Genomic DNA, 26,159 nt, shown 5'->3' on the forward strand with positions numbered 1-26,159 from the left:
CGACGCCCGTCGGAGCCACCACCTGAAACCCCCGCCCCGGCGGGGGTTTCGTCGTCTCAGGGCGTCGGCCGCAACCGACCGCCGTTACAGCTCGCCGGGCCGCATGGCCTCCTCGTCGAGGATGCGGATGATCTTCTGGCCGGCGGTCTCGGTGCCCGGCTCGCGCGGGCGACGCGGCGCGTAGACCACCAGCGAGTGGAACACGAACCGCCCGACGAACGCCGCGGCGAGGGTGATCGCGGTCGCGAGCACGCTCGAGATGTGCCACGTCTCGACCAGGAAGGCCAGCACGGGGATGCGGATGGCCGCCTCGGCGTTGTTGAACGCGAACGACGTCACGAAGCGACGTCGGAAGCCCGAGGCACGCCCTCGCATGTCGGCGAACACGAAGCGCTCGGCGAGCAGGAAGTTGGCCACGATCGTGACCTCGGCCGCGAGGATCGCAGCCCAGATGTACCCCATACCCAGCGCGGTCAGCAGCCACACGATCGCGATGTTGGCGACCGCGCCGGTCGCCCCGATCAGCGCGAAGAGCGACATCTTGCCGAAGCGCAGCCGGGCCAGATGCACGAGGAACGTCATCCCCTGCCGCAGTGTCGCCTTCGACTCGCCCTCGGCGCGCGCGTGGAAGCGCATGGGAACCTCGGCGGCGCGCAGGTCGCTGCGCACCAGCAGCTCGAGCAGGATCTTGAACCCGCTGGGGCGCAGCGCGTCGACGTCGACGCGGCGACGGTCGACCAGGAAGAACCCCGTCATGGGGTCGCTCGTGCCGTGCAGTCGCACGGGGAACATCGCCTTCGTCACCAGCGTCGCAGCGCGCGAGACGCCGAAGCGCAGCGTGGTGCCCAGGCCCGTCGAGTCGCCCCCGCCGATGTAGCGCGATGCCACGACCACGTCGGCGTCGCCGCGCGCGTGCCGGTCGACCAGCGCGGGCACGAGCGCGGGCGGATGCTGCAGGTCGCCGTCCATGACCACGCACACGTCGGCTGCCGCGGCCTTCAGCCCCGCGACCACGGCCCCGCCCAGGCCCCCCGTGCGCTGCCCCGCCGAGCGATGGATCACCCGCACGGGCAGCGGCGCGTCCTGCGCGACGCGCTCGATCTCGGCAACCGTGTCGTCTTCGCTGTCGTCGACGAACAGGATCTCCGCACGGCGACCGGCGAGCGCTAGGCCCAGCTGACGCACCATCTCGGCGACGTTCGCCCGCTCGTTGCGCGTGGGAACGATGACGGTGACGTGCACGCCGACCCTCTCGCTGATCCGACCCCGCCCGGCGCGGGACTTCCTTATCGTGTCATGCCGCGACGAGTGCCCGGGCACGGATCCGGGCTCTCGAGGCCCGCGTAATCTGGGTGCATGACCGCTCTCGACAGCAACCAGATCACGATGTTCGGCGCCGAGTGGTGCCGCGACTGCCGCCGCACCAAGGCGCAGCTCGACGAGCTCGGCGTCGCGTACAGCTACGTCGACCTCGAGGCCGAGCCCGACGCCGCTCAGGTGGCCAAGGACATCTCGGGTCGCACCAACATCCCCGTCGTGGTCTACCCCGATGCCTCGCACCACGTCGAGCCGAGCAACGCCGACGTCGAGGCCAAGCTGCGCGAGCTCAACCTCATCTGACGGCCGCCGCCGCATTCGCCTCGCGCGCTCAGCGCACGGACGAGGCGAAGCGGTCGGTCGCGGACCGCAGGGCGGCCGCGATGCCGGGCTCGATGGCGGCGTGGCCGGCGTCGTCCACGACGATCAGCTCGGCCTCCGGCCACGCCCGGTGCAGATCCCACGCGGTCATCATGGGCGTGCACACGTCGTAGCGGCCCTGCACGATGACCGCGGGGATGTGCTTCAGCAGCGGCGCGTCTTCGATGAGCTGCCCCTCGCGGAACCACCCGCCGTGGCGGAAGAAGTGGTTCTCGATGCGCGCGAACGCCACCGCGGAGCGCGGTTCGGCGGCCTTCTCGATGGCGTCGGGGTCGGGGCGCAGCGTCAGGGTCGAGGCCTCCCACACGGTCCACGCGACCGCGGCGGGCACGTGCACGTCCGGATCCGGATGCGTCAGCCGCCGATGGTATGCCTCGATCATCGCCGACCGCTCGCCGGTCGGGATGGGTGCCACGTACGCCTCCCACAGGTCGGGGAACAGCGCCTGGGCTCCACCCTCGTAGAACCAGCAGAGCTCGTCCCGTCGCAGGGTGAAGATGCCGCGCAGCACGAGCTCGGTCACGCGGTCGGGGTGCCTCTGCGCGTAGGCGAGGGCGAGCGCGCTGCCCCACGACCCGCCGAAGACCTGCCACCGCTCCACGCCGAGGTGCTCGCGCAGCGTCTCCAGGTCCCCCACGAGGTGCCAGGTCGTCACGCACGACAGGTCGGCATCCGGATCGCTCGCGTGCGGCTCGCTGCGGCCGCATCCGCGCTGGTCGAGCAGGATGATCCGGTACCGCGTCGGATCGAAGAAGCGCCTCTGCCAGGACGACGTGCCGCCGCCCGGACCGCCGTGCAGGAACACGACCGGCTTGCCGTCAGGGTCGCCGCTGCACTCCCAGTAGATGCGGTGGCCGTCGCCCACGTCGAGCATCCCGGTGGCGTGGGGCTCGATGTCGGGATACAGGATGCCGTCGAGCTCGCCGCTCACGGTGCACCGGCCCGGCCGCGCATGTCAGAGCGCGCTTCCCGGCACCGAGAACGTGTCGCACGCGTTCACGCCGCCCTCGCGCCCCGTGTCGAACCAGCGCTGACGCTGTTCGCTGGACCCGTGCGTCCAGCTCTCGGGGTTGACCGTGCCGGTCGCCTGCTCCTGGATGTGGTCGTCGCCCACGGCCGCTGCGGCGTTGAGCGCGTCGGCGATCTGCTGCGGCGTGGGCGGCTGCAGGTAGGGGTCGCCGTCGGCGTCCTCCTGCTGCGTCATGGCCGCGACCCAGGCGCCCGCGTAGCAGTCGGCCTGCAGCTCGGTGCGCACGCCGTTGCTGTCGGGTCCGGTGCCGTTGTTCGGATGGTCCTGGAACACGCCCGTCAGGTTCTGCACATGGTGCCCGTACTCGTGCGCCAGCACGTACAGTTGCGCGAGCGATCCGGCCGTCGCGTCGTACTGCGACCGCAGCAGCCCGAAGAACGTCGGATCGACGTACACCGTCTCCTCGGGCGGGCAGTAGAACGGCCCCGTCGCGTTCGAGGCCGTGCCGCACTGCGACGACGTCGCGCCGTCGACGATGATCAGCTGCGGCTCGCGGTAGCCCTGCAGCGTCTCGCCCCAGAACTGGTCGATCGCCTCCGCGCCGAACACCAGGCGGCAGTCGTCCTTCTCGTTTGCGTCGCGGCCGGTTTCGCACCCCTCGATGAGCGTCGACTCGCCCGAGCCGATCTGCTGTCCGCCGCCGCCCGTGATTCCGAGCAGCCCGCTGAGATCCTGACCGGTGAACGCGCTGATCAGCAGCACCGCGATGCCCAGGACGCCGACGCCGCCGCCACCGGCGATGGCGGCCGTCCGACCACGTCGTCGGGCACCGCTGTTCCCGACATTCGCGTTCTCATTGAATGTCATGTCGACACGCTAACGCGGCGGTGCGCAGATCGAAGCGGGGCTAGGCACGGACGTATGCGCTGGTGTAGCTCGCGTGTAGCTGACGCGTGAGATCGCGCGGCAGAATAGGACGGGACGAAAGGGGGCCGCCGTGGGGGAGATCGTGCAGGAGCCGGAGACGACGAGGGCCGACACCGCACCGCTGCACCTGCCGCACGCGGCCGTCGAGTGCCCGCAGTGCTTCACCGAGCTGCAGCGTGACCGCGACTGGTGGCTCGCGCGCCCGGCCGGATCGCGCCTCGTGGGCCTCGTGGTCTCGCGCGACGACATGCCGTCGATCGTGCAGCAGCGCGAGGATCTCACGCGCTTCGGCGTGCCGATCGAGGGCTTCCGTCATCCGGCTCCCGAGATCCTCGAGACCTGGGAGCAGCGTCTCACGCGCCTCTTCGACACGTTCAAGCCGGGCGATGTGCTGGTCGTCACGAACGTGCAGGCCCTCGGTCGCAACGCCGACGAGGGTGCCCGCGCCGTCACGGCGCTGACCCGCCGCGGCGTGGTCGTGAAGGTGCTGTCGCATGGAGCGCGGCACCTCGATGCCGCCCCTGCGGCCTGATCGAACCGCCGTCTGGGGCTCGCCCCGACTGGATCTCGCCGCCGCCGGCGGGGATCACTCCGGCGCGCAGATGGTGACAGCCTCGTCGGTGAAGCGGCCGTCGCCACGCACGAGCGTCACGTCGATGCACACCTGCTCGGCGCCGTCGACCGGCACCGTCACGGTGGGCTCCTGCGTCGACTGCACGGGGCCGGGGCCCGAGAGCGCGTTGCGGTGCCACTGGTAGCGATCGCCGTCCTCGGGATCGGGATTGCTCCACGTGAAGACCGCCGAGTCGCCCTGGATGACGCCGCGCCCGTCGGTGACCATGGGCACGGGGTCGCTCAGCGGGTCCTGAGGCGCCACCACGGGCGCGGTCTCGGTGGGCTCGGGCTCCGGCGAGATCAGCCCCGACAGGCTCGCGGCCGCGATGCCCACCAGGGCCACTCCCACCACGGAGGCGGCGACGATCGCCGGCCAACGACGCCCCCGCTCGGGCGACGCCCCGGCCGTCGTGGCTGCGTCCTGCCCCGACCCCTGCGCCGGCCCTTGCGTCGTCCCTTGCGTCGGAGCACCGGATGCCACCGGAGCGCGCAGCACGGTGGCATCGTCGACCGGCTCCACCACCCGCGGTCCGCGCAGTACCGTCGCGTCGTCATCGGGCGCGACGTCCGGTGCCGGCACGTACGGGGGCGCGACGCGAGCGGTCGTCGCGGAGGGACGCGTGGCCGTCTCGACGGGCGCGATGTTCATGATCCCGCGCACGCGCGTGAGACCGCCGTCGTCGTCCTCGGGTGCGGCATCCAGCGGGTTCTCGTCGAGGATGTCGATCGGCGTCACCGAGTGCGCGAGCTCGATCTGCACCTTCTGCAGCGCTCGCGCGAACGCCACCGCGCTGGGGTGCCGATCAGCCGGGTCCTTCGCCATGGCGCGCGCCAGCACCGCGTACAGCGACGGCGGCATGTCGGGACGGTCGATGCGCGGCAGCGGCATCCGCTCGATGCGCTCGATCAGCTCCGCGCTGCCGTTGCGCTGCCCCGGCACCTCGAACGGCGACCGGCCCGCCAGCAGCGTGTAGATCGTCGCCCCGAGCTGATACACGTCGATACGGGGGCCGCCGGCGCCCGACGATCCGGCGGCGAACGCCTCGGGCGGCGACCACGGGATCGACATGCCCGTGCTCTCGGTGCCGCTCTGCGACGTCGATGCGATGCCGAAGTCGGTGAGCGCGGGGCGGTTGTACTCGGTGACCAGGATGTTGGCGGGCTTGATGTCGCGATGCAGGACGCCCGCGCGATGCGCCGTCTCGACGGCCGCCGCCACCTGGATGCCCACACGCAGCGCCTCGGCCACCGAGAACGGCTCGCGCCGATAGCGCGCCTGCAGGTTCGGGCGCGGGCAGTACTCCATCACGAGGTACGGACGGCCATCGGAGGACATGCCGGCCTGGTAGATCGTGACGATGGCGGGATGCGTCGAGAGCATCGCCATCACGTTCGCCTCGGCCGTGAACTGCGCGGCCGACGTCGAGATCCGCTCCGGCAGCAGCACCTTCACCGCGACCCGGCGTCGCGGCAGCTCCTGCTCGTAGAGGAACACGTCGGCGAAGCCGCCCGAGCCGAGCAGCTCCAGGTGGGTGAAGCCCGGCAGCTGCGGTGGCGGTGCGGGTGGGCGACGCTGGTTCACGGCAGCTCCTCGAACGCGATGGTCACGCCGTCGCCGATGTCGACGATGTCTCCGGAGACCACGACGGTCTGCTCTCCCGGGTGCAGACGCACCGGCTCCGCGGACGCGCCCGCCCGGCCCGCGCGGCGCAGCACCGTGCCGTTGGTCGTGTGCAGGTCGGTCACCACGACGGTCTCGCCGTCGGAGGCGATCTCGACGTGGTTGCGTGAGATGTCGTTCTGCGGACTCTCGACCGCGACCAGGCGCGGCATGTCGGCACCCGTGGTGCGGGAGGAGCGCGGTCGACGACCGACGATCACCGGGCGATCCAGCTCGACGCTCTCGCCCGTGGACAGCCGGATGCGCCCGCGCGAGCGCGTCGACGTCGCACCGGGCGCGAACGGCGACGACGGCGGCGCCGGGGGCGGAGGCGGAGGCACGGGCGGGTCCAGGCGCGCGACCGGCGGCGCCCCGACGGGCGCGGCGGTCGCCGACATCCCCTCCTCGACCGGGAACGGCACCTCGTCGAGGGGCACTTCCGCGGTCTCGCCGCTCGTGCGCCGAGGCCCCGCCTGGGACTCCGACCTCAGGCGCTGCGCCTCGGCGAAGGTGATCGTGGCGCCGTCGTGGTCTCCCTCCGCGGCAGGCCCCGCGGCCCGCGCCTCGGCGGCCTGCGCTTCGGCGGCCTGTGTCTCGGCGACCTGTGCGCGCAGGAGCGCGAACTGCTCGGCCGTGATGGTCTCGCCGTCGTGATCGCCCAGCGGCGGCGCGTCTCGGCCGTCGGTGAGGGGCTCGAGGAGAAGCGGTGCGAGGGGACCCGACACCGACGGCGGGTCGAGCGTCTCCTGTGGCACAGGCGTCTCCTCCGACACAGGCGTCTCCTGCGTCACGGGCGTCTCCGGGGACACGGGCGTCTCCCGCGGCGCCAGGGCGTCTTGCTCGTCGCCCGCCGGCGGCATCAGCGTCTCCTCGGGCGCTGCACGCACGACGTCGTCGGGCACGGGCGCGTCCGGCGCGTCGTCTCCCCCGGACCGCGATGCCCCTACCGGGCCCATCGCGTCCGTGTCCGGCTCGGGCTCGAACAACTCGGGCGCGAAGAACTCGGGGTCGACCAACTCGGGCTCGAAGAACACCGCGTAGACGCCGGCCGCGAGCACGGCACCCGAGGCGATGGGCAGCTCGGACGCCGCCGCCGGACGGCTCGTGCCGGGCCGCACGCGCACCGCCAGCGCGTCGTCCACGAGCCGCATGGTCCAGGCCCCGCTCGTGCCGTCGTCGATGAGTGTCTCCTCGCCGGCGAGCGTCTCGATCGTCACCTGCAGATCGCCGCGCACCGCCGTGCGCACGGCCTCTCCCTGCAGCAGCGCGATCGCGAAGGGCGGCATCGCCGAGGCGGCCGGGCCGGACGCCTGCGACAGCGCCTGCAGCACGGCCTCGACCCCGTCACCCGAGTCGAGCCCCTCCCACACGTCGTCGATCCGCTCCTGGGGCAGTCCGGCGGGAAGCACCGCGACCCCGTCGTCGGCGACGATCGCGAGCATGCCTCCGGGCTCGTATGTCACGCGCATCAGCGCACCCCTCCCACCGGCTCACGCGGCAGCGTGTCCGCGTCGATGTCGTCCTCGTCGGTGTCGACGCTCGCACCGCGGCGCGCGACCGAGACGGCGTCGACCACCACCGCGGTGACGTTGTCACGCCCGCCGTGCAGCACGGCCTCGTGCACGAGGCGGCTCGCGGCGGCCTGCGGATGCGCCTCGACACTGAGGATCGTGCGGATGCGCTCCGCGGACAGCTCGCCGCTCAGCCCGTCCGAGCACACCAGGATGCGATCCCCTTCGGCGGCCGGAAGCATCCAGTAGTCCGCCTCGCCCACGCTGCCGGCGCCGAGCGCACGCGTGATGACGTTGCGACGCCTGTCGTGCGCCGCCTCCTCCGGCGTGAGCTCTCCCCGGTCGAGCAGCTCCTGCACCACCGAGTGATCCACGCTGATCTGCTCCAGTCGTCCGCCGGCGAACCGGTAGGTGCGCGAGTCGCCGAGGTTCACGGCCAGCCAGTAGCCCTCGCCGGCGACATCCGCGATCACCACGCCGGTGAGCGTCGTCCCGGCCCCGCTCTCCGACCCCGCCGAGAGGTTCTCGACGCTCTCGCGGGCCCGTGCCAGCGCCTCGCGAACCTCCTCGATCGTCAGGCTGCCGCGACCCGCGTACGGGGCGAACTGCGCGATGGCGGCGGCTGACGCGATCTCGCCGCGGTCGTGCCCGCCCATCCCGTCGGCCACCAGGAACAGCGGCGACACCGAGAAGAACGAGTCCTCGTTCAGGGTCCGCCGCAGTCCCGCGTCGGTGGCCGCGCCGCTCAGCGCGACGATCGGACCCGTCATGCGCCGCGACGGCCGGCGGTCTTGACCGTGACGATCCGCTCGCCGATCTCGAGCGCGTCATCCTGCTCGAGCAGGATGCGCTCGCCCGGCTTCGCCTCGATCCGCTGCCCCGCGCGCACCACGGTGACGCCGTTCGTCGAGTGCCGATCGGTCACGAACGCCCCCTCGACGGTCACGTCGATCTCGAAGTGCGTCTTCGACAGCGACAGGGTCTCGTCGCGCACCGCCACCGTGTCGACACCCTCCTCCGCCGCGGGGTTGCGCCCGAAGAGCGTGCGACGCAGAACCGAGTGCCGGGAGCCGTCGTCCCACTCGAGCATGGCCGAGGGCTTCGGGGCGACGATCCGCGTGTCCTCGATGTCGGGCTCGGGCTCGGGCTCGGGGCGCACGAGCACGGTGTCCTCGTCCAGGTCGGAGGTCGCGGGCGGTGCGGGCGGCGCCACGGGGCCGGACGGCGGATCCTGCGTGATCCCCGGCACGAAGGCGATGAGCGCGTCGTCGCCGGCGGCCGCGGGGGGCTGGGCGAACGACGGAGCGGCGGGCGGCGCCGGGGCGACCGGCGGAGCCGGCGGCACGAATGCAGGCGGCACAGACGAGGGCACACCGGTCGCGTTCGTGCCGGGATCCGACGGCCCGGTGGCCGGCGTGACGGCGCCGGCAGCGGGCTGCGGCGGCAGCGGCGGACGCGGCGGCATCGCCGGGAGGCCAGGAGCGCCGGCGATCGTCGCCGCACCGTACGCCGGGTTCACCGGGGACACGGGCACGGGCGGCGCCGCGGGAGCGTGCCCTCCCGCGGGCACGGACGAGGATGCGCCCTCCCCCGCCTCACCGCGGACATCCGTCATGAACGCGTGGGCCACCAGGTCGTGCCAGCCCTGCCGGCGGCCCGACTTGTCGAAGAACACCGAGAAGTAGCCCACGATGATGCTGCCGGCCAGACCCCAGATGAGGTTGCGGATGAACGCGCCGCCGAAGCCCAGAGGCGCCCCCGTCTCCAGGCGCACGAGTCGCAGCTGCATGAGCCGCATGCCGATGGATCCATGGGGGCCGCCCTGCATCGCAGTCCACACGAACCACCATCCGATGCCGAGCGCCCACGCGAGCAGCGCGAACAGGATCCCGACGACGGGCCCGACCGCATCGACGAGAAGCGCGCCGATCAGCACCAGCACGGCCACGCCCAGCACCGGGATGGCGATGTCGATCGCATAGGCGGCCGCCCTCCGCCCGAGCCGTGCCGGCCTTCCCGGCAGGGGTCCCGAAGCCGGCTGGGCAGCGCCCGGCGCCGGCGCGTGCTGCGGGACGGGCTGCTGCGTGTGCTGCGACGAGAGCCACCCGGGGAAGGCGGCATCCTGCGGTGCGCTCGCAGCCGGATGACCGGCGGACACGCCGCCGTGCCCCTGCGCGGGTGCGGGGAAGGAACCGGGAGCGGGCTGCGCCCCGGGAGCTCCGTACGGGTTCGGCGTCGTCATGTCGGCGTGTCCTTCCCAGCCAGCGTGTGCGCGCGGCCGTCTGAGGTGCGAGCGCGTGACCGTCGCGCCCTCGTATCTTCCCCAGACGTATCTTCCCAAGAGTGGCGGCAGCCGAGAGGCGGCGGCAACGGGGAGAACAGCCCCACGAGCGTGCCTCAGCCCTTCTTCCGCGGCGTCGCGCCGGCGAGCGCGCGGCCCGCCGCGGCCCGCTGGACCGTGACCGTCTCCCGCAGAGCGCGGATGCGGCTCGCGAGGCCGCCGCTCTGCAGCAGCGAGCGCAGGTTCAGCCGCGCCCGCAGGCGCTGCCACAGCGACGCCCTGCTGCTCATGCCCCCGACCACTCCGTCGACCTCGGCCCAGAAGGCCTCGATCTCCTCCGCGGTCGGCTCCCCCGGGCCGAACACGTCGGCGTCGGCGCGCACCGCCAGGCTCGCGACCCGCGGCTCCTCGAGGGTAGCGACCAGCTGCGCGGACTGCTCGTACCGCGTGCCGCCCACGGGGACACCGCGGCCGAAGTCGACCGCCCGATCCATCAGCTCGTCCCAGCCGCCGCTGATGCGGTCGGCGGGGGCAGCGGCCTCGCGCCGCTTGCGCCGCTTCGCGGCCTTGAGCCCGCCGATGATCACGAACGGGGCCAGGATCAGCGCGATCGTGCCGAGACTGATGCCGCCGATCGCGAGGATCAGCGCCAGGTAGCCCGGCAGCGGCTCCGCTTCGTCCTCGGCCTCGCGGTCGTCGGGCACGAGCGGCGGCTCGTCCGCGTCCTCCTTGGGCGGGGGCGGGGGCTGCAGCGGCATGGGCTGCGGGTCGGTCTTCGGCTTCGTGGTCTGGTCCTTGGGCTCCTTGTCCTCGTCCGGCGTCGGGTCGACGGCGACCCATCCGGCCTTCTCGAAGGCCACTTCCACCCAGGCATGCAGGTTGTCGCCGGTCGCCGTGAACGTCCCGCCCGCATCGCCCTCCGCGTGGAAGCCCATGACGACGCGCGCGGGGATGCCCACCTCGTTGGCCATGAGGGCCATCAGGGCCGCGTACTGCTCGTCGTCGCCCACCATCTGCTCGGCGGCCGCCATCCCGGCCAGACGCGCGGAGCCGTGCCCCGAGGGCGAGTACTCGCCCTCCTCGAGTCCATGGCTGAAGAAGCCGGCTTCCACGAGGAAGGTCCTGAGGGCCTGCACCTTCTCGAACGGGGTCGAGGCCTTCGCCTCCGAGATCGCGTCGGCGGCGAGCTCGCGCAGCTTCTCGGGCACGGCGTTCGGCTTCGGGATCTCGACCCGGGCGAAGCGGTCCTCCGCGAGCGCCGCCTCCCCCGGCTCGGGCGGCACGACGGTCGTGAACGTGTAGGCGTCGCCCTCCTTCAGCCCGCGGGTGACCACGCCCGTGCCGGTCGCGGGGTTGTAGTACGTCGCCCGCCGCAGCTCCTCCGCCCCGGGGCCCTCGAACTCCAGCGAGTCGACGTCTCCCGCATCCGGCAGCCAGACGTCCGCGTACTCGCCGATCTCGACATGCACCTCGGCGCGCTCGCCGTCGACGCCGACGGCCATGTTCGACCGCAGCGGGGTGAAGGCGCTCGACGCGTCCGACACGTTGTAGACCACACCCGAGTACGCATCCATCGTGCCGAGACGCACGCGCGCGCCCTCCGGCAGCCCGGTCACCGTGAAGAGCTCCTTCTCGGCGTACTCGTCCACGTAGATCCGGAAGTCCTGCAGGGGGCTGGGGAACTGCCGGATGTCGAAGGGCGGGATGATCACGTCGCGGATGACATAGCGCACCTCGTGGGGAGGCGCGAGCAGCGTCGAGGCGCCGCCCACGACGGCCGCGATCGCGAGCACGCCACCGGCCGACGCCACGCGCCGGACCAGGTGCGCCCGGTCCTCGGTGGGCTCGTCGTCGGACGAGGACACCGCGATGGCGCTGCGCGTCGGCGCCCATGCCTCGCGCAGCGCGATCCACACGATGGCGCCCACCGCGAGCAGGATGCCCTGGGCGACCGGGGCGGCGGGCTCGGACGTGCCCAGGGCGATCTGCAGCGCGACGCACGCCGCGACGGGCAGCAGCGCCCACGCCGGAGGCGAGACGCGCAGCGCGAGGCTCCCGGCCACGACCGCGAACACGAGCAGCAGCAGGAACGGCACGATCAGGTGGCCGTCTCCCGCAGCGACAGGCGTCACGGTCGTCAGCAGCGACTTCCACGACGTCACCACGCCGAGCGCGAGCTTCTGCGCCGTCTCCAGGCTCGGGATGACGCCCAGGATGGCCGTGTGCGGCAGCGCGAACAGCCCGCCGAAGACGAAATACGCCACCACGACGGCCGCCGCCAGCAGCAGGACGCTCCAACGACGCAGTGCGCCCAGGGCCGCGATGCCGAGCCCGAGGGCCAGGCCGCCCAGGCCCGGCAGCAGCACGACCGGGCTGTCGAACGTGGGCCAGAAGCCGATCACCGCGACGAGCAGCAGCAGCGCCACGGCCCCCAGGTCGAGCGCCCAGCGACGGGGCTCGAGTGCGGGCGCCCCGGTCGCACGGGCCGAGCGGCGCGTGGGCGTCTTGGCACGCGCCTCTGCAGGCGCCGTCTCCGGCATGGTCGCGGCGGTCATCCGAGAACCCTCCGCAGCGACGGGGGCAGATGCTCGAGCTCGCCGATCGTCACGACGTCGGCGTCGCCGATCCGTCGCCGCCCCGCCTCCTCGCCCAGCGCCGCGACGACCGCCAGCACGCGCGAGCCGACCGGGATCCGTGCGATCGCCGCCTGCAGCTGCGCCGCGCCGAGACGGCTGCCGCAGACGATCACGACCACGCTGGCCGCCGGCACCGTCGCCGCGATCGTGCCCGCCAGAGCGGCGGTGCCGCCGTCGCGCGGTCTGGTCTCTCCCACGCCCGCCAGCGCGTCGAGCAGGTGCTTCTGCGTCTCGCTGCGCAGCTTGCCGCTCTGCGTGCGGATGTCCACGCGATACGAGTCGCGCAGCGCCCGCAGGCCGAGCGAGCCGGCCGCCGAGATCGCGAGCTCGAACTCCTCGGGCGCCGCGTACTCTCCCGGGAGGGTCGACAGCGCGATCACGAAGTGCGACCGCCGCGTCTGCTCGTACGTGCGCATCATGAGCGTGCCCGTGCGCGCTGTCGACCGCCAGTGCACGTGGCGCAGGTCGTCGCCTGCCTGGTACTCCGAGAGGGCGTGGAACGCGATGTCATCCCGTGCCAGGTCCCGCGAGGTCATCCCCTCCAGGTCACGGACGAAGCCGAGCGACTGGCCGTCGAAGCGGACGGTGCGCGGGTGCACATACAGGTCGACCGGCTCGTCGCGGCTGTCGACCCGCTCGAAGAGTCCGAGCGGATCGCCGCGGACGATGCTGACCGGCCCCACGGGCAGCACGGCGCGGCGCGTGGTCGGAATCGCGAAGAGCTCCTCGGCCTCCTCGCCGGGCGCGAGGCGCTTCACACCGAACACCCCTCGACCGGGCCCGACGGGCAGCACCACGCGCGACGGCAGGATGGCCCGCTGCCCCGAGTTCGCGAGCGTCAGGGCTCCCACGGCGCGCTCCCCGACGACCACGCGCGTGCGCGTGAGGTCGAGGCGCACGTCGTACGTCGTGCGCCCGATCAGGAACAGCAGGCAGAGCACGAGCACCGTCGTCGAGATCACGGCCGCGACCGTGATCTCACGCCATCCCAGCCACGGGCCCACGATCCACAGCAGCGCCGCCATGCCGATGAGCACCCAGCCGATCGGACGCACGATGCCCGCCGCCCGGCGCAGCGCGACCCCCACGCGGCCCAGCGCGTAGAGCGCGACCTCGCGCCAGCTCGCCTGCTCGGGCGCCGGGGATGCGGGGTCTCCGACGCGCAGGGGCACCGCGGCGGGCGCGTCGGCGGGGCCTGCCGGGGCGGCCTCGGTATCGGGGGCGGTCGTCATGGGTCAGCTCGTCGTGGTCCGGATCATCCTGCTCGGGTCGTCAGACGGCCGCGCGGCTCTGCGGCGCGGCCACCTGCTCGAGCACGCGCTCGATCACCGTCTCGGGCGTCGTGCCGACGAACTCGGCCTCCGGGTCCATCACCAGGCGGTGCGCCCACACGGGCTGCGCGAGCGCCTTGATGTCGTCGGGGATCACGTAGTGCCGGCCCTGGGCCGCGGCCCACACCTTGGCGAGCCGCACCATCGCGATGGCGCCGCGCACCGACACGCCGAGGCGCGTGTCGCGGTCGCCGCGGGTCGCCTCGGCCAGCTCGGCGGCGTAGCGCAGCACGGCCGGCTCGACGTGCGAGGTCGCGGCCAGATCGGCCATGTCCGACACCGCCGCGGTCGTGATGATCGCGCTCAGGTGCGCCGACGGGTTGCGCTCCGCCGACCCGGCCAGGATGCGCTCGGTGACCTCGAGGGTCGGATAGCCGATCGACGTCTTCACCAGGAAGCGGTCGAGCTGCGCCTCGGGGAGCTTGTAGGTCCCCGCCTGCTCGATCGGGTTCTGCGTCGCGATCACCAGGAACGGGCGGCCCACCTCGTGCGGCGTGCCGTCGACCGTGACGCGAGACTCCTCCATGACCTCGAGCAGCGCGGACTGCGTCTTGGGAGAGGCGCGGTTGATCTCATCCGCCAGCACGATCGACGCGAACACCGGACCGCGGTGGAACTCGAACGAGTGATTCTTCTGGTCGTAGATCGTCACGCCCGTGACGTCGCTCGGAAGCAGATCGGGCGTGAACTGGATGCGGCTCGACGTGCCCTGCACGGTGGCGGCCAGCGCCTTCGCCAGGCTCGTCTTGCCCGTGCCCGGAGCATCCTCGAGCAGCACGTGGCCCTCGGCGAGCATCGCGGCCAGCACGAGGCTCACGACCTCTCGCTTGCCCATGAGCGCCTTGTCGACGTTGTCGACCAGGCGCCCGAAGGTGCCTTGGAACCAGGCCGCCTGTTCGGGGGTCATCGTCATGCGTTCGTCCTTCTCGTGAGTGCTGCGCGCCGCGGGGCCGCGACTAGTCGATGTATGCGTCGATGTTCACGCCGTTGCCGGTCACGACGAGGCGCACCTGATTGGCGTACCCGTACGCGCACGTCAGGCGCGCGCTTCCCGAGCCGCCGAGGCGGCCGTTCCACGTCGAGAACGTGTGCCATGTGGGATCGCGCTCCTGGCACGCCACGCTGTAGGTGCCGCTCGGGAAGTTCTGGTAGTTCAGCTGAAGGTACCGGCAGGTGTTGGTGCAGCCGGCGACGACCCCGTTCGGGTTCGCCACGGACGTGGGCACGTACGACGCCGTCGCCGTGGCCGGGCGATCGATCGTCGTGACCTTGGGCGACAGCGCGCTCGCCGTGCCGCCCTCGGACGCCGTGACCCTCACCTCGACCTGCCCCGACTGGCTGTACCCGTTGGCGCAGACCCGCGATCCGCTCTTGGCGACGTTCTGCCAGCCGTTGCCGTCGAAGAACCGGGCCTGCACGGTGATGGGTCGGCCGTTCTCCGACGCGCGCGCGTCCCAGGCGCAGGTGACCTGCTGGCCGTTCGCGCTTCGGGTGGCCGTCGCCTTCGGGGCGCGCGGCGGCCCAAAGGGCACGACCGCCGCCGACTGGGCCGAGGCGGGCCCCGGCTCCGACTGCGTGCCGTTGGCGACCGCGTAGGCGCGCACCGCGACGCGATACGTCGTGCCGTTGGCGAGCCCGCCGATCGTCGCGCTCGTATTGGCGCCGGCGTCCTGCCAGCCACCGCCGTTGACGCTGTACTGGTAGCGGATGTCGGTGCTGCCCTCGGCGGTCGCGGCGCTCCACGATGCCCTCACCTGGCGGTCGCCGGGCTGGACCGACGGCGTGCCGGGCTGGGTCGGCGAGGTGAACTGACGCAGCGGAGCGCTCGCTGCGCTCCACCCGCCGAAGCCGGCCTTGTTCCGCGCGCGCACCGTGAACGTGTAGTCGGAGTTCGCGGCAGGCAGCGACGCGACGAAGCGCGTGCCGGAGGTGGTGTGCACGTCGCCGTACGGCTGTCCGCCCCGGAACGTCTTCACCTCGTACTGATCGACCGCGTCTCCGCCCGCGTCGGGGCCCTCCACCGCGGGCCAGGACACCTCGACACCGCCCACGGCCGGGCCGATGGACCCTTGCCGCTTCGCGGTCGGCGCCGCCGGCGCGACGGGCGGCTTCGCCGGGATGTTCGTGCCCGACTGCGGGCTCCACTCCGACGGATCCGGCGCCTTGTTGTGCGCGCGCACGCGCACGGTGTAGGCGGTGCCGTTGACCAGGCCGTCCCACCACACCTGGGTCGTGCCTGCCGGGACCGTCTTCGTGTTCACGCCGCTCGGCGGAGCCGGGGTGATCTCCAGCTCGTACTTCTCGATCGGCGATCCCTCGGTGCGCGGCGCCGTCCAGCTGACGAGCAGGCCGCTGTCACGGAACTGCGGCAGCTGCGGCGCGACCGGGCGTTCGGGCCGCACGTCGGGGCGGGCGTCCTGGCTCGCGGGCGACGGATCGGACGGCCCGACACGGTTCACGGCCGTCACCGTGAATTGGTACGTGACGTTGTTGGTCAGCCCGGTCAACGTGCAGGTGGTCTCGGGGCACGTGGTCTCGTATTCTCCGCCCTTCACAGCCGTCACCTGGTACTCGGTGATCGGCGCACCGTTGTCCGGCGGCGGCTCCCACGACAGGGTGACCTGGCGGCTCTGCACGCTCGACACCGTCGGCTTCCCCGGCATGTCGGGCCGGCCCTGCACCGTCACGTAGACGCGCGCCTCGGCCGTGCGCTCGGGGTCCCCCGTGGCATCCTGCACGGTGTAGGCCACGACGAGGCGGCCGTGGAAGTCACCGGCCGGCGTGACCTTCACGCTCGAATCGGTGAACTCGACGCGGGCGTCGCCGGGCGCCCCGGTCTCCAGCACGGCGCCGGTCACGGTGAGGGGCTCGCCCTCCGCCGCGAACGGGTTGACGTCGTTGCGCAGCACCTCGGCGGTGAGCGTCTCGCCCTGGTTCCATTCGGCATAGGTGTCGTCGGTCGCCACGGGCATCTCGCGGGTGGATGCCGTCACGGTCACCTGGATGCGCGCGGTGACCGGCTCCGGCTGGCGGGGGTTGTCCTGGCCGTCGTCGACCATGACCGTGACATCCGCGACCGTCCCCTTCTGGTCGGCATCCGCCGTCACGCTGAGAGTGCCGCCGTCCACGACCTGGGCCTGCAGTCCCGCAGGCTCCTCGACGACCTCGAACCGCAGCGGATCCTCGTCGATGTCGGAGGCGAGTCCGGCGAGATCGACCGTTGCGGGCTCGCTGTCGCCCGCGCCGACCCGCACGGACGCGCCGGACATCTCGGGCGCCTCGTTGTCGGGCGATGTGACCAGGATCGGGATCGACAGGGTCGACACGCGCCCGTTCGGATCGTCCGGTCCCGAGCCGTCCGTCACCTCGAAGGTGACGGCGTCGTTCCCGAAGTAGCGGTACTCGGAGGTGTACGTGAGCGTGCTCTGGTCGATCACGAGCGACGAGCCGTCGCCGTGGCCCGACGTGACCTTCTCCGCCTCCGTGATCCGCACCGGCCTGCCGCTGGCGGTCTTGACATAGTCGGCGAGGGGGAGGTCGATCCGCTCGCCGCTCTTTACGACCGCCGGCTCCGTGCTGATGAGCGTGGGGCGCAGGTCCTCCTCGCCCGGCACGTGGATGAACGCCTTCGCGGTCTGCCCATCCTGATCCGTGACCGTGTAGCCGATCAGGCGGCGCTTCTCGGCGATGTCGACGCGCACCGTGCCGTCGCCGACGAGGCGGGCGCCCTCGTCGGGCTCCAGCTCGAGCTCGAGCGCCTCCGCCGTGCCGTCCGGATCCTCGTCGTTCTCCAGCAGCACGACATCCGCCGTCTCGTCCTCTGTGACGTCCTCGATCAGCACGAAGTCGTCGCGGGCGACGGGCGGCTGCAGCGGCACCTCGTCGTCGACCGTGATCTGCAGCACTCCCCGGGCCTGCGCCCCGCGCTCGTCCTCGATCGTGTACTGCAGCGACGTCTCGAGCTCCTGATCCGGAGACCGCACGATCAGGCGATTGCCCAGCGCCTCTGCCTCGATGCCCGCGTCCTCGGCCAGGATGACGCTGTCGTCACCCTGCACCAGGCCGACCTTCTCGCCGTCGGGATCGGAGTCGTTGTCGAGCACCGGCGCGGCGACCTCGCGGTCGGGGCGCATCGCGAGACTGTCGCGCACCGCGAAGGGCGGCTGGTTCTGCGTGGCCTTCGGTGCGATGCCCACGCGGATCGACGCGGTCGCCTCCGCGCCGAATCCGTCACGCACGCGGTACGCGAAGGTGTCCACGCCGCTCTTGCCCTTGAACGCCTCGTACACGATCGTGTTGGCCGTCGTCTTGAGAATGGAGCCGAGCTTCGGCCCCGAGGCCGGGCCCACGAGCTCGACCGAGTCGCCGTCGGGGTCGATGCGATCCAGGGGGATCGTGATCGTCGTCTCCGTGCCCTCGAGCGTGCGCGCCTCGACGTCCCGCGGGTTCGGCGCGTTGTTGTTCTCGTCGTCGCGCGGCAGCACCTGGATGGCGACCTGCGCCGCATCCCGCTGGCCGGTGCTGTCGACCGCCGCGTACGTCACGTACACGGTGCCCGGCTGGTCGGAGGCGCGGAACCGCACGTCGTCCTGCGAGACGAACACCTCTCCGGCGGCGGCATCCGGCACCGCGACCAGGGTCGGATCGAGGTGGAACTCGTCGTCGTTCGGGTCGTAGTCGTTCTCCAGCACCGGGATCGTGACGACGTCGCCCACGCGCACGATGGCCGTGTCGTCGTTCACGACCGGCGCGCGAAGCTTGCCGGAGGCGGGCATCGGGATCACCACGACCTCGCCGTCGACCGAGGGCGCGACGCCGTTGGAGATCGTGTAGCGCACCTTGATCTGGCCCGTGTCGCCGGCGAGGCCCTGATCCGTCACGCGCAGCGTCTCGTGCCCCAGCACCGACACCGACACGCCGCTGGCAGGATCCACCTCCACTCCCTGCACGACCAGAACGCCGCCGGAGGGATCCGAGTCGTTCGCGAGCACGTTCACGAGCGCGTCGCCGCCCGGCGGCAGCAGGGCGACGTCGCGCACCGCGACGGGAGGCGCCGGGGTCTCGGCGGGCTTGACAACGTCGACGCGCACGAGCCCCGGCACGGGACGCGTGCCGGAGGTCGAGGCGAGGTAGTCGACGTAATAGGTGCCCGCCGTGCCCGACTGGAACGTGAAGGTGTCGTCGGTGAAGTCGGCCACGATCGTGGCGCCCTTCACCTCGCTCACCTGGGTGAGCTCGAGCGGGTCGTCGCTCGCGCTCAGATCGTTCGCCAGCGGGTCGACGGTGCCCTGCTGTCCCTCGCGCACGATGAGATGGTCGGCGGTGACGATGGGTGGCGACGTATCCGGTGCGCGCACGTCGAGCGCCAGCACGCCGCTCATGCTCGACCTGCCGTCGGACACCGTGACCGGGACCTCGATCGGCCCCTGGTTGCCCGAGACCGCGCGGTAGGTGATCCGGCCGTCTGCCGTGAACTGCGCCTCGTCCCCCTCGGCCGGCGACACGTTCTCCAGGTAGATGTCGTCGCCGTCGGGGTCGATCCAGTCGGGCAGCACGTTGTAGGTCACGGAACTGCCGCTCTCCACGGGCACCGCGATCTGTCGCAGCTGGGCGGGAGGCGCGTTCTCGCTCTCGGGCTTCACGTCGACCGCCACCGTGGCCTCGGCGGTTCCGCCGGTGCGCCCGTCGTTGACCTCGTAGCGGAACGTCGGCACGCTCGTGACGTCCTCCGGCACGGTGATCTGCAGCGCAGATCCGTCGTTGACGGGCTGGATGTCCACCCCGGCCGGAGGTCCGTCCGGGAGGCTCACGACCAGAACGTCGCCGTCGGCGTCGCTGTCCGCGCCCTCGCCATCCGGGCCGAAGCCGCTGAGCACCGGCAGGATCGTCGAAGAGCCGGCACGCACGCCGAAGCGGTCGGAGTTCGCCTGCGGCGGAGTGTTCTCGGGGCCGCGGTCCGGTGGCGAAGGGTCGGGCACCTGCACCGTGGTGGGGTCGGGGTTCTCGACGCCGTCCTCGCTCTCGGGAGGCGTGAGATCGTCCCAGTTGTCGACCTTCTGGAGCACGTCGCTGGCGAGCCAGGCGCCGCCCGTCAGCACGTCGTTGAGCATCACGACGTCGCGATTGACGCGGAAGCGCAGCTCTCCGCCCGCACGGTATTCGGGGATGGCCATGGCCCGGTCGTGCTGCTCGCCGATGCAGTCGCGCACGAACCGGCCCGACTCCATCCATGCGCCGTACGCGCAGCCGTTCAGCCATACCGGCGCGGCGGGCGTGCCCGCCGTCGCGCCCGCGGGCGTCGCGACCGGGTCCGAGCCGTCGAGCGGGACGCTGAGCAGCTCGGTGCGCGTGGCCACGACGACGGCGTCGCCGTCCGCCGCGTCCAGCGCGAGGCGCGCGCCCTCCGGCTCGCTCAGCGTCAGGGGCTCCGCGCCCGGCAGGAACAGGGCGCCGGCGGTCTCATCCAGCACCACCGCGCGATCCGCGACCGAGGTGATCGACAGCCGCGACGTCTCGTCGACCCCTTCGAGCTTCTCCTGCGAGATGCCGTCCTTGTCCGCCACGCCCTCGGGCGAGACGCGGATGGTGTAGAGCGCGGCTCGGGAGGGCGACGCGGCGTAGACGGTGCCGTCCCGTGCCACCGTCACCGCGACGTTCTCGCCGAGCTTGTCGACCGTGGGCTTCGCCTCGGCGATCGCGAACGACGGCACGCCGCCGAGCGGCACGACGTACACGGCTCCCTTCGCGGGGTCGAGGATGGCGACCGTGTTGGCCGCATAGTCGACGACCGCGCCCGGAGGCACCTGCACCCGGTCCGCGAGCGACACGGCGGCCGCGTCGATCTCGCCGATCGTCATGTCGCCGCTGTCGACCACCAATGCGTGGTCGCCGTCCTGGAGCACGTCGTAGTCGGCCGTGCCGGCGGCGAGGCGGCCGTCGAGCACCTGCGACTGCGCGTTGAAGTGACCCACGAACTGCTGGTCGGTCTTGGTGATCCACACGGAGCCGTCGTTGAGATCGAGCTCGGTGGTCGGATTGCCCTCGTAGGCGACCGCCATGGTCGCGATGCCGAGGGCCGCGACGGTGACGACCGCGGCGCCCGCGAGCGTGCGCCGTCGCACGCCCAGCCAGCTCATCGCCTTCATCGCCATCCCCCCGGTGACTCCTGCGCGATATCTTAAACGCTCGCTGTGAGCACGCTGAACGCCGGCCGCGGGCAGGAGAGCACGAAGGGGCCCGGATCCGTGGATCCGGGCCCCTTCGGCAGACAGGCGTCAGCGTGTGGCCGGCTTCTTCTCCTTGACCGGTGCGGCGCCGCTGGCCGCGAGCTCGGCGTAGTAGGCGGCGGCCGCATCCTGGCGCTGCTTCTCGGCTCCCGAGGCGATGGGCGCTCGCACGTGCTCGGGCTCCAACCCGAACGCGTCCACAAGCTCCTGCGCGTAGGGGCGCAGGCGCAGGCACAGGCGGTCGATGTAGCGGGTCACGGCGAGCGCACGCTGGTTGGACAGCCGCCCGTGCATCAGGTGCCACGACAGGTGCTTCTCGATGAGGCTCAGGCCGAACAGATCGCGCAGCCAGCCGAGCACGCGCTTAGTGCCCTCGTGCTGGATCGAGGCGACGGCGTCGGTGAAGGCCTCCCACTGCAGCAGCTCGGCGTGGGCGCGCGCCGCCTCGAGCAGCTCCACCTGGTTCTCGTTGAACAGCTCCTGCGCCGCCTCCGGTGCGAGCTTGGTCGCGGCGCGCAGGCGCCCCGCCACGTCGGCCACCATCTGCTGCACGCGGTCGGCCAGCAGCTCGTGCTGGTCCTTGGCACGCAGGCCGAGCTCGACGGAGCGAGCCACCTGACCCAGGTCGGCGACCGACTGCCCCAGCTGACGCAGACCCGCGCCATGGAAGACCTTGCCCGCGGTCTGGCCGACCACGAACGCCGCCAGGTCCTTGGCGTCCTTGCCCTTGAACTGCTTCGCGTAATCCTGCAGCAGGCGCTTGCCGACCAGCTGCAGCAGCACGTTGTTGTCACCCTCGAACGTGACGTAGACGTCGAGGTCCTGGCGCAGGTTCACGAGCCGGTTCTCGCCCAGGTAGCCGGAGCCACCGCAGGCCTCGCGCGCCTCCTGGAGCGTGTCGAGCGCGTGCCAGGTCGACAGCGGCTTCAGCGCGGCGGCGAGGGTCTCGAGGTCCTCGCGGTTCTGCTCGGTGTCCGTCGTACCGCCGAACACGCCGTCGAACTTGCGCAGCAGCTCGTCGTGCGCGAACGCCTGGGCGTACGTCGTGGCCAGGCGCGGCAGCAGGCGGCGCTGGTGCTTGCCGTAGTCGAGCAGCACGGTCTCGGCCCCGGTGGCGCCCGCGAACTGACGGCGCTGGTTGCCGTAGGTGACCGCGATCTTCAGCGCCAGGGCCGACGCGTTGGTGGCGGCGCCGTCGAGCGACACGCGGCCCTGAACGAGCGCGCCGAGCATGGTGAAGAAGCGTCGGCCGGGGCTCGCGATCGGGCTCGAGTAGGTGCCGTCGGCGGCGACGTCGCCGTAGCGGTTGAGCAGGTTCTCACGCGGGACGCGCACGTTGTCGAAGTGCAGGCGCCCGTTGTCGATACCGTTCAGGCCGCCCTTGACGCCGTCGTCCTCGCCGCCGACCCCGGGCAGGAACTCGCCGTTCTCGTCGCGCAGCGGCACGAAGAAGCAGTGCACGCCGTAGTTCACTCCGCCCGTGATGAGCTGCGCGAACACCGTGGCGGCCTTGCCATGCACGGCCGCGTTGCCCAGGTAGTCCTTCCACGCGCCGCGGAAGGGCGTGTGGATGACGAACTCCTCGGTCTCAGGGTCGTAGGTGGCGGTCGTGCCGATGGCGGCGACATCCGATCCGTGGCCCGTCTCGGTCATCGCGAACGCGCCGGGCAGCTCGAGGCTCGTGCATGCGCGCAGCCACTTGTCGTGGTGCTTCTTGGTGCCGAGCTGGTAGATCGCCGACATGAACAGGCCCCACTGCACGCCGGCCTTGATCTGCAGGCTCGGGTCGGCCAGCACGAGCTCCTCGAAGCTGGCGAGGTTGCCGCCGTTGTTGTTCTCGCCGCCGTACTCGGGAGGGAGGGCGCGGGAGATCGCGTTGCTCTCCACGAGCTTGCCGAGCTGGCCGAAGACGCGCTCACGGTGCTCGTGGTGCGTCAGGCCATCGACCCGCCAGAATTCGGGGTCCTTGAGCATCTCGCGCGCCTGGCGGCGGATGTCACCCCACGTGCCGAGCAGCTTGTCGGTGACGAGGGCGACGTCGAGCTTCGGAGCGTCAGCCTGGTGGCCCCGCTCGGAATCGGACGCGTGCGGGCGAACAGCGGTGTCTGCCATGACCTGCCTCTCATGGGCTGAAGGGGTGGGTTGCGCGCCGCAACCGGGTGCGGGCGCTATGTGTCTCAACGGTAGGACGCCGACAAGCGAGCCGGAAACTCCTTGTCCGGCTTCGACAGGCTCGCGCCGGGCGTCGCCCAGACAGGATGTGTTCCCGCCACAGACGGACGTCGCCCTCCGCGCATCAGCCCTGCCGCTCCGCCTTCGCCCGCGCTGCGACCTCGTCGAGCCACGCCGGCCTCTTCGGGGAGGCGGGCGCGACGCCCTCGGTCGGCGTCGCCACGGGCGCCGAGGCACGGGCCGGGCGCGCGCCGTCCGGCGTCGCGCCGGGGCGAGCCCACGCCGGCAGCTCGCCGCTGGCGATCCTGCGCACCGCGGCGGGCTTCACCGTCGGGGCGGGCAGAGCGGGCTTCGGCTGGGGCTTCCCCACCGGCGCGGGCTTTGGCACAGGTGCCGGCTTCGGCGCCGGCTTTGGCACGGCGGCCGGCTTCGGCGCAGGTGCGGGTGCGGGCTTCGGCACGGCGGCCGGCTTCGGCGCAGGTGCGGGTGCGGGCTTCGGCACGGCGGCCGGCTTCGGCGCAGGTGCGGGTGCGGGCTTCGGCGCAGGTGCGGGTGCGGGCTTCGGCGGCGCAGCCGCAGGCGCCGGCTTGGGCGCCGATGCAGGCTTCGACACGGCGGTCGGCTTCTGAACCCCGGCCGGTTTCGTAGCCGGCGCCAGCGCAGGCTTCGGCGCAGGGGGCGCCGACACGGCGGGCTGCGGAGCGCCTGCGGGGAGCGCTTTCCCCTCACGCGGCGCGACCTGAGCGACCGAGGCATCGGCGCTCGAGGCATCGGTGGCCGAGTCGGATGGCCGAGCCTTCAACTTTCCGAGACGCCCGAACACCCCGCGCGCGCGACCCGGCGTGGGGACGGGTTCGTCCGTCGGCTCCGAAGGCTGCGCCGGCGTCGGGACCGCAGTCGCCGCCGCCGGGGTGGCCGCCTTGGGGGCCGCCGCCCTGGGGGCCGGCGTCGACGGCTCGACATCGGCCGCCGTCTCGGGCGGGCCGGCTTTGAAGATCGGGGGCACCGCTCCCTCCGCTGCGACGCTCGCGACCTTCCGCGGCGCGCCCGGGGCCCCGGGGGCGGTGACCACCGGCGGAGCGACGGGCGTGGGCGGCACCGTCGCGGGCACGGTCCGGGTCGGCTTCGCGACGGCGGGCCTGCCGCCACGCACCCTGTCGCGCCGCACCGGCAGCTGCGCAGGCTCGCGCGCGTCCGTCGGCGTCATCGCCTGCGCCGTCCGCGCACCGGCGGGCGGGGCGCCCGCACGGCTCGCGCGCCATGCGCGCACGATCGCGGTTCCCAGCGCACGCCATGTCTCGTCGCGCACGAAGATCGCGTCGATGGCGACCATGGAGAGCGAGAACCAGGGCAGTCCGAGGAACAGCCCGATCGCGGCGTGGAAGCTGAGAATCCCGATCAGGGCGATCACGCGCGTCACGCGGTGCATCAGCATGAACGGGAACGACACCTGCAGCAGGATGGACCCCCAGGATGCCGCGACCACCATCGGAGCCCAGGCCGTCAGCATGTCGCTGATACCGGGCCACGTCTCGTAGACGGCCACATGCAACGGGCCGTACACAGCGGTGCCATCGGCCCAGCGGTCGCCTCCCGCCTTGTAGAGCCCGCCGGAGACGTAGACCATCGACACCTGCACGGCCAGGATCACGATCACCACGTTGTGCATCGCGTTCCGCAGCCAGACGGGCAGAAGCCGCTCCCCACGCCAGAGTCCCCCGAGCCGGACGAGCGGCGGCCGCGTCGCGTCTGGGCGTTCCGCGGCATCGCCAAGGCGCATCCTGCGCCGCGCGTCGACCGACAGCACGCCCGCGGAATCGGCGAACATCAGCCAGAAGAGACAGATGCGGTAGATGTTGTCGCCCTGATCGCCGCCGATGCTGTTGAGCCACGATTCCGACATACACCGCGAGGAACAGCGGCAGCACCAGCCGGATGCGGTACCCCGCGACCACGCCCAGCGCCAGCGCGGCCGCCAGCAGGTACACCACGGTGAACCAGAACAGGCTCCCGGACGCCACGTGCCCGAGGCCGAACAGCGGGTTGGCCAGCAGCTCGTTCTGCCGGTCCAGCTGCTCGCCGGACCAGAACGATGCCGGGCCGAAGAGATAGGAGCGCGCCGGATAGTTCGTCCACAGCAGACCGAAGCCCACGACGCCGAGCAGGATGCGCATGACCGCGATCCCGTATCGCGCGCGGCGGCGCTCGGTGAGCCACTTCTCGCAGAACCGCAGGAGCGCGATGACGCCGTCGCGAAGCGCACGCCATCCGGCGACGGCCACGAGCTTCAGGAACGGCGGTACGCGCTCGAGCGTCACGCGGAGGTCGTCAGTCATGGGCACAGTCCGATCGGAGCCGAGCAGAAGTAGTCGCGGAACTGCTCGCGTGACTGTCCGTCGTACTCGAGCGTGCCGCGCCACCCCGGTGTGCGCACGACGGGCTCCGGTTTGGGCGTGCGCGCCTCATTCCGTTTGTCGAAGGCGCGGACGGGATCGCTGCTGACGCGCACCTGAACCCGTACGACGTCGTCCCCCCAGACGGCGTAGGCCACCTGGGTCGCGTAGGCCACTGCCTTGCGCTCGGCGGCGAGGTAGGCGCGCCCGTCCGGGTCTTCCGACAGCTCGCCTTCCAGCCGGTGGAGCCAGTCGTCCTCGACCCGGCTCGCCCCGACGTCCTCCCGCGCCTGTTCGGACAGGTCGGCGTATGCCTCGTAGAGCTGCATCGCCACGTTGAAGCCGATCTCCGCCGAGCGCGGAGGAAAGAGATTGTGCTGCACGCGGGACAGCTCGGAGAGCGTCGCACGCGTCCAGGGAGTCGTGGTGAGCTCATCGCCCCCCTCGTCGACGGCCGCGCGCACCTCGAGATGGAAGTCCGAACGGATGGGGCTGGGCGCGAAGACCGACCAGCTCTGTCCGAACATCGGCATCATGTAGCTGCGCAGCAGCCCCTGAGGCAGCACCTCGCGCACCGGCGATGCGGGCGCGATCCAGAGGAAGCTGGCAAAGAGGTGCCACGCCGTGAAGAGCGCCATCGCGACGAGCACGAGGCGCTTGGCCACAGGCGTGGCCGTGGCGGCCCGGGACGAACCCGGACCGCCACGGCGCTTTTCAGGAGAGGTCATCCCCTGAGGAG

The 26,159-nt window shown here is 72.1% G+C and carries 17 protein-coding genes; 3 read left to right on the forward strand and 14 right to left on the reverse strand.

Annotated features, from left to right (window positions below; genetic code table 11):
• Window positions 1–84: 84 nt before the first annotated feature.
• Complete coding sequence (locus tag ABTW64_RS08405; RefSeq protein WP_350621241.1) at window positions 85–1,242, reverse strand: glycosyltransferase; 1,158 nt, start codon at window positions 1,240–1,242, stop codon at window positions 85–87.
• Window positions 1,243–1,356: 114 nt separating this feature from the next.
• Between ABTW64_RS08405 and ABTW64_RS08410 the strand changes: the two genes are divergently transcribed.
• Complete coding sequence (locus ABTW64_RS08410) at window positions 1,357–1,620, forward strand: glutaredoxin family protein (protein ID WP_350621243.1); 264 nt, start codon at window positions 1,357–1,359, stop codon at window positions 1,618–1,620.
• 28 nt (window positions 1,621–1,648) lie between these two features.
• On the opposite strand, the gene pip is transcribed toward ABTW64_RS08410, so the two are convergent.
• Complete coding sequence (pip, locus tag ABTW64_RS08415; RefSeq protein ID WP_350621245.1) at window positions 1,649–2,629, reverse strand: prolyl aminopeptidase; 981 nt, start codon at window positions 2,627–2,629, stop codon at window positions 1,649–1,651.
• A gap of 24 nt (window positions 2,630–2,653) precedes the next feature.
• Window positions 2,654–3,535, reverse strand: a complete 882-nt coding sequence (gene ypfJ / locus ABTW64_RS08420) for a KPN_02809 family neutral zinc metallopeptidase (protein WP_350621247.1) — start codon at window positions 3,533–3,535, stop codon at window positions 2,654–2,656.
• 130 nt (window positions 3,536–3,665) lie between these two features.
• Here ypfJ and ABTW64_RS08425 point away from each other — a divergent pair, with 130 nt between their 5' ends.
• Window positions 3,666–4,127 (forward strand): recombinase family protein, encoded by a 462-nt coding sequence (locus tag ABTW64_RS08425; RefSeq protein ID WP_350621249.1) that lies wholly within the window; start codon window positions 3,666–3,668, stop codon window positions 4,125–4,127.
• Window positions 4,128–4,181: 54 nt separating this feature from the next.
• Here the strand turns inward: ABTW64_RS08425 and ABTW64_RS08430 are convergent, their stop codons facing one another.
• The 10 genes from ABTW64_RS08430 to ABTW64_RS08475 form a co-directional block, all read right to left on the reverse strand.
• A complete protein-coding gene (locus ABTW64_RS08430; RefSeq protein ID WP_350621251.1) occupies window positions 4,182–5,792 on the reverse strand; it encodes a serine/threonine-protein kinase in 1,611 nt (536 codons plus the stop codon).
• Window positions 5,789–7,339 carry an FHA domain-containing protein gene (locus ABTW64_RS08435; RefSeq protein WP_350621253.1) on the reverse strand — a complete coding sequence of 517 codons (1,551 nt, stop codon included), beginning with the start codon at window positions 7,337–7,339 and terminating at the stop codon, window positions 5,789–5,791. Before ABTW64_RS08435 ends, ABTW64_RS08430 begins: the two co-directional genes overlap by 4 nt.
• Entirely contained in the window at window positions 7,339–8,151 is an 813-nt protein-coding gene (locus ABTW64_RS08440; protein WP_350621255.1) for a PP2C family protein-serine/threonine phosphatase, read from the reverse strand. Before ABTW64_RS08440 ends, ABTW64_RS08435 begins: the two co-directional genes overlap by 1 nt.
• Window positions 8,148–9,623: an RDD family protein gene (locus ABTW64_RS08445; protein WP_350621257.1), complete on the reverse strand. Its 1,476-nt coding sequence runs from the start codon at window positions 9,621–9,623 to the stop codon at window positions 8,148–8,150. The genes ABTW64_RS08440 and ABTW64_RS08445 overlap by 4 nt, the downstream gene beginning before the upstream one ends.
• A gap of 155 nt (window positions 9,624–9,778) precedes the next feature.
• Entirely contained in the window at window positions 9,779–12,217 is a 2,439-nt protein-coding gene (locus tag ABTW64_RS08450; RefSeq protein ID WP_350621259.1) for a transglutaminase-like domain-containing protein, read from the reverse strand.
• Window positions 12,214–13,530 carry a DUF58 domain-containing protein gene (locus ABTW64_RS08455; RefSeq protein ID WP_350621261.1) on the reverse strand — a complete coding sequence of 439 codons (1,317 nt, stop codon included), beginning with the start codon at window positions 13,528–13,530 and terminating at the stop codon, window positions 12,214–12,216. Before ABTW64_RS08455 ends, ABTW64_RS08450 begins: the two co-directional genes overlap by 4 nt.
• A 40-nt stretch (window positions 13,531–13,570) precedes the next feature.
• On the reverse strand, window positions 13,571–14,542 hold the full coding sequence (locus tag ABTW64_RS08460; RefSeq protein WP_350621263.1) for an AAA family ATPase: 972 nt from the start codon (window positions 14,540–14,542) through the stop codon (window positions 13,571–13,573).
• A 43-nt stretch (window positions 14,543–14,585) separates the two neighbouring features.
• On the reverse strand, window positions 14,586–20,780 hold the full coding sequence (locus ABTW64_RS08465) for an Ig-like domain-containing protein (RefSeq protein WP_350621265.1): 6,195 nt from the start codon (window positions 20,778–20,780) through the stop codon (window positions 14,586–14,588).
• Window positions 20,781–20,903: 123 nt separating this feature from the next.
• Window positions 20,904–22,967 (reverse strand): acyl-CoA dehydrogenase family protein, encoded by a 2,064-nt coding sequence (locus ABTW64_RS08470; RefSeq protein ID WP_350621267.1) that lies wholly within the window; start codon window positions 22,965–22,967, stop codon window positions 20,904–20,906.
• A 184-nt stretch (window positions 22,968–23,151) separates the two neighbouring features.
• A complete protein-coding gene (locus ABTW64_RS08475) occupies window positions 23,152–24,930 on the reverse strand; it encodes an HTTM domain-containing protein (protein WP_350621269.1) in 1,779 nt (592 codons plus the stop codon).
• On the opposite strand from ABTW64_RS08475, the gene ABTW64_RS08480 reads away from it, so the two are divergent.
• Complete coding sequence (locus tag ABTW64_RS08480) at window positions 24,905–25,396, forward strand: hypothetical protein (RefSeq protein ID WP_350621271.1); 492 nt, start codon at window positions 24,905–24,907, stop codon at window positions 25,394–25,396. The two genes, ABTW64_RS08475 and ABTW64_RS08480, sit on opposite strands and share 26 nt — an antisense overlap.
• On the opposite strand, the gene ABTW64_RS08485 is transcribed toward ABTW64_RS08480, so the two are convergent.
• Complete coding sequence (locus ABTW64_RS08485; RefSeq protein ID WP_350621273.1) at window positions 25,360–26,148, reverse strand: DUF5819 family protein; 789 nt, start codon at window positions 26,146–26,148, stop codon at window positions 25,360–25,362. The two genes, ABTW64_RS08480 and ABTW64_RS08485, sit on opposite strands and share 37 nt — an antisense overlap.
• Window positions 26,149–26,159 lie beyond the last annotated feature (11 nt).

Source organism: Microbacterium sp. NPDC096154 (assembly GCF_040302945.1).
Taxonomy (GTDB): Bacteria; Actinomycetota; Actinomycetes; order Actinomycetales; family Microbacteriaceae; genus Microbacterium.

What these genes read in the sequence shown, in the direction of transcription:
- ABTW64_RS08410 (WP_350621243.1), top strand. Translation starts at nt 1,357, where the DNA reads ATGACCGCTCTCGACAGCAACCAGATCACGATGTTCGGCGCCGAGTGG.
- ypfJ (WP_350621247.1), bottom strand. Translation starts at nt 3,535, where the DNA reads ATGACATTCAATGAGAACGCGAATGTCGGGAACAGCGGTGCCCGACGA.
- ABTW64_RS08435 (WP_350621253.1), bottom strand. Translation starts at nt 7,339, where the DNA reads ATGCGCGTGACATACGAGCCCGGAGGCATGCTCGCGATCGTCGCCGAC.
- ABTW64_RS08440 (WP_350621255.1), bottom strand. Translation starts at nt 8,151, where the DNA reads ATGACGGGTCCGATCGTCGCGCTGAGCGGCGCGGCCACCGACGCGGGA.
- ABTW64_RS08445 (WP_350621257.1), bottom strand. Translation starts at nt 9,623, where the DNA reads ATGACGACGCCGAACCCGTACGGAGCTCCCGGGGCGCAGCCCGCTCCC.
- ABTW64_RS08450 (WP_350621259.1), bottom strand. Translation starts at nt 12,217, where the DNA reads ATGACCGCCGCGACCATGCCGGAGACGGCGCCTGCAGAGGCGCGTGCC.
- ABTW64_RS08455 (WP_350621261.1), bottom strand. Translation starts at nt 13,530, where the DNA reads ATGACGACCGCCCCCGATACCGAGGCCGCCCCGGCAGGCCCCGCCGAC.
- ABTW64_RS08460 (WP_350621263.1), bottom strand. Translation starts at nt 14,542, where the DNA reads ATGACGATGACCCCCGAACAGGCGGCCTGGTTCCAAGGCACCTTCGGG.
- ABTW64_RS08465 (WP_350621265.1), bottom strand. Translation starts at nt 20,780, where the DNA reads ATGGCGATGAAGGCGATGAGCTGGCTGGGCGTGCGACGGCGCACGCTC.
- ABTW64_RS08470 (WP_350621267.1), bottom strand. Translation starts at nt 22,967, where the DNA reads ATGGCAGACACCGCTGTTCGCCCGCACGCGTCCGATTCCGAGCGGGGC.
- ABTW64_RS08480 (WP_350621271.1), top strand. Translation starts at nt 24,905, where the DNA reads ATGCTGTTGAGCCACGATTCCGACATACACCGCGAGGAACAGCGGCAG.
- ABTW64_RS08475 (WP_350621269.1), bottom strand. Translation starts at nt 24,930, where the DNA reads ATGTCGGAATCGTGGCTCAACAGCATCGGCGGCGATCAGGGCGACAAC.
- ABTW64_RS08485 (WP_350621273.1), bottom strand. Translation starts at nt 26,148, where the DNA reads ATGACCTCTCCTGAAAAGCGCCGTGGCGGTCCGGGTTCGTCCCGGGCC.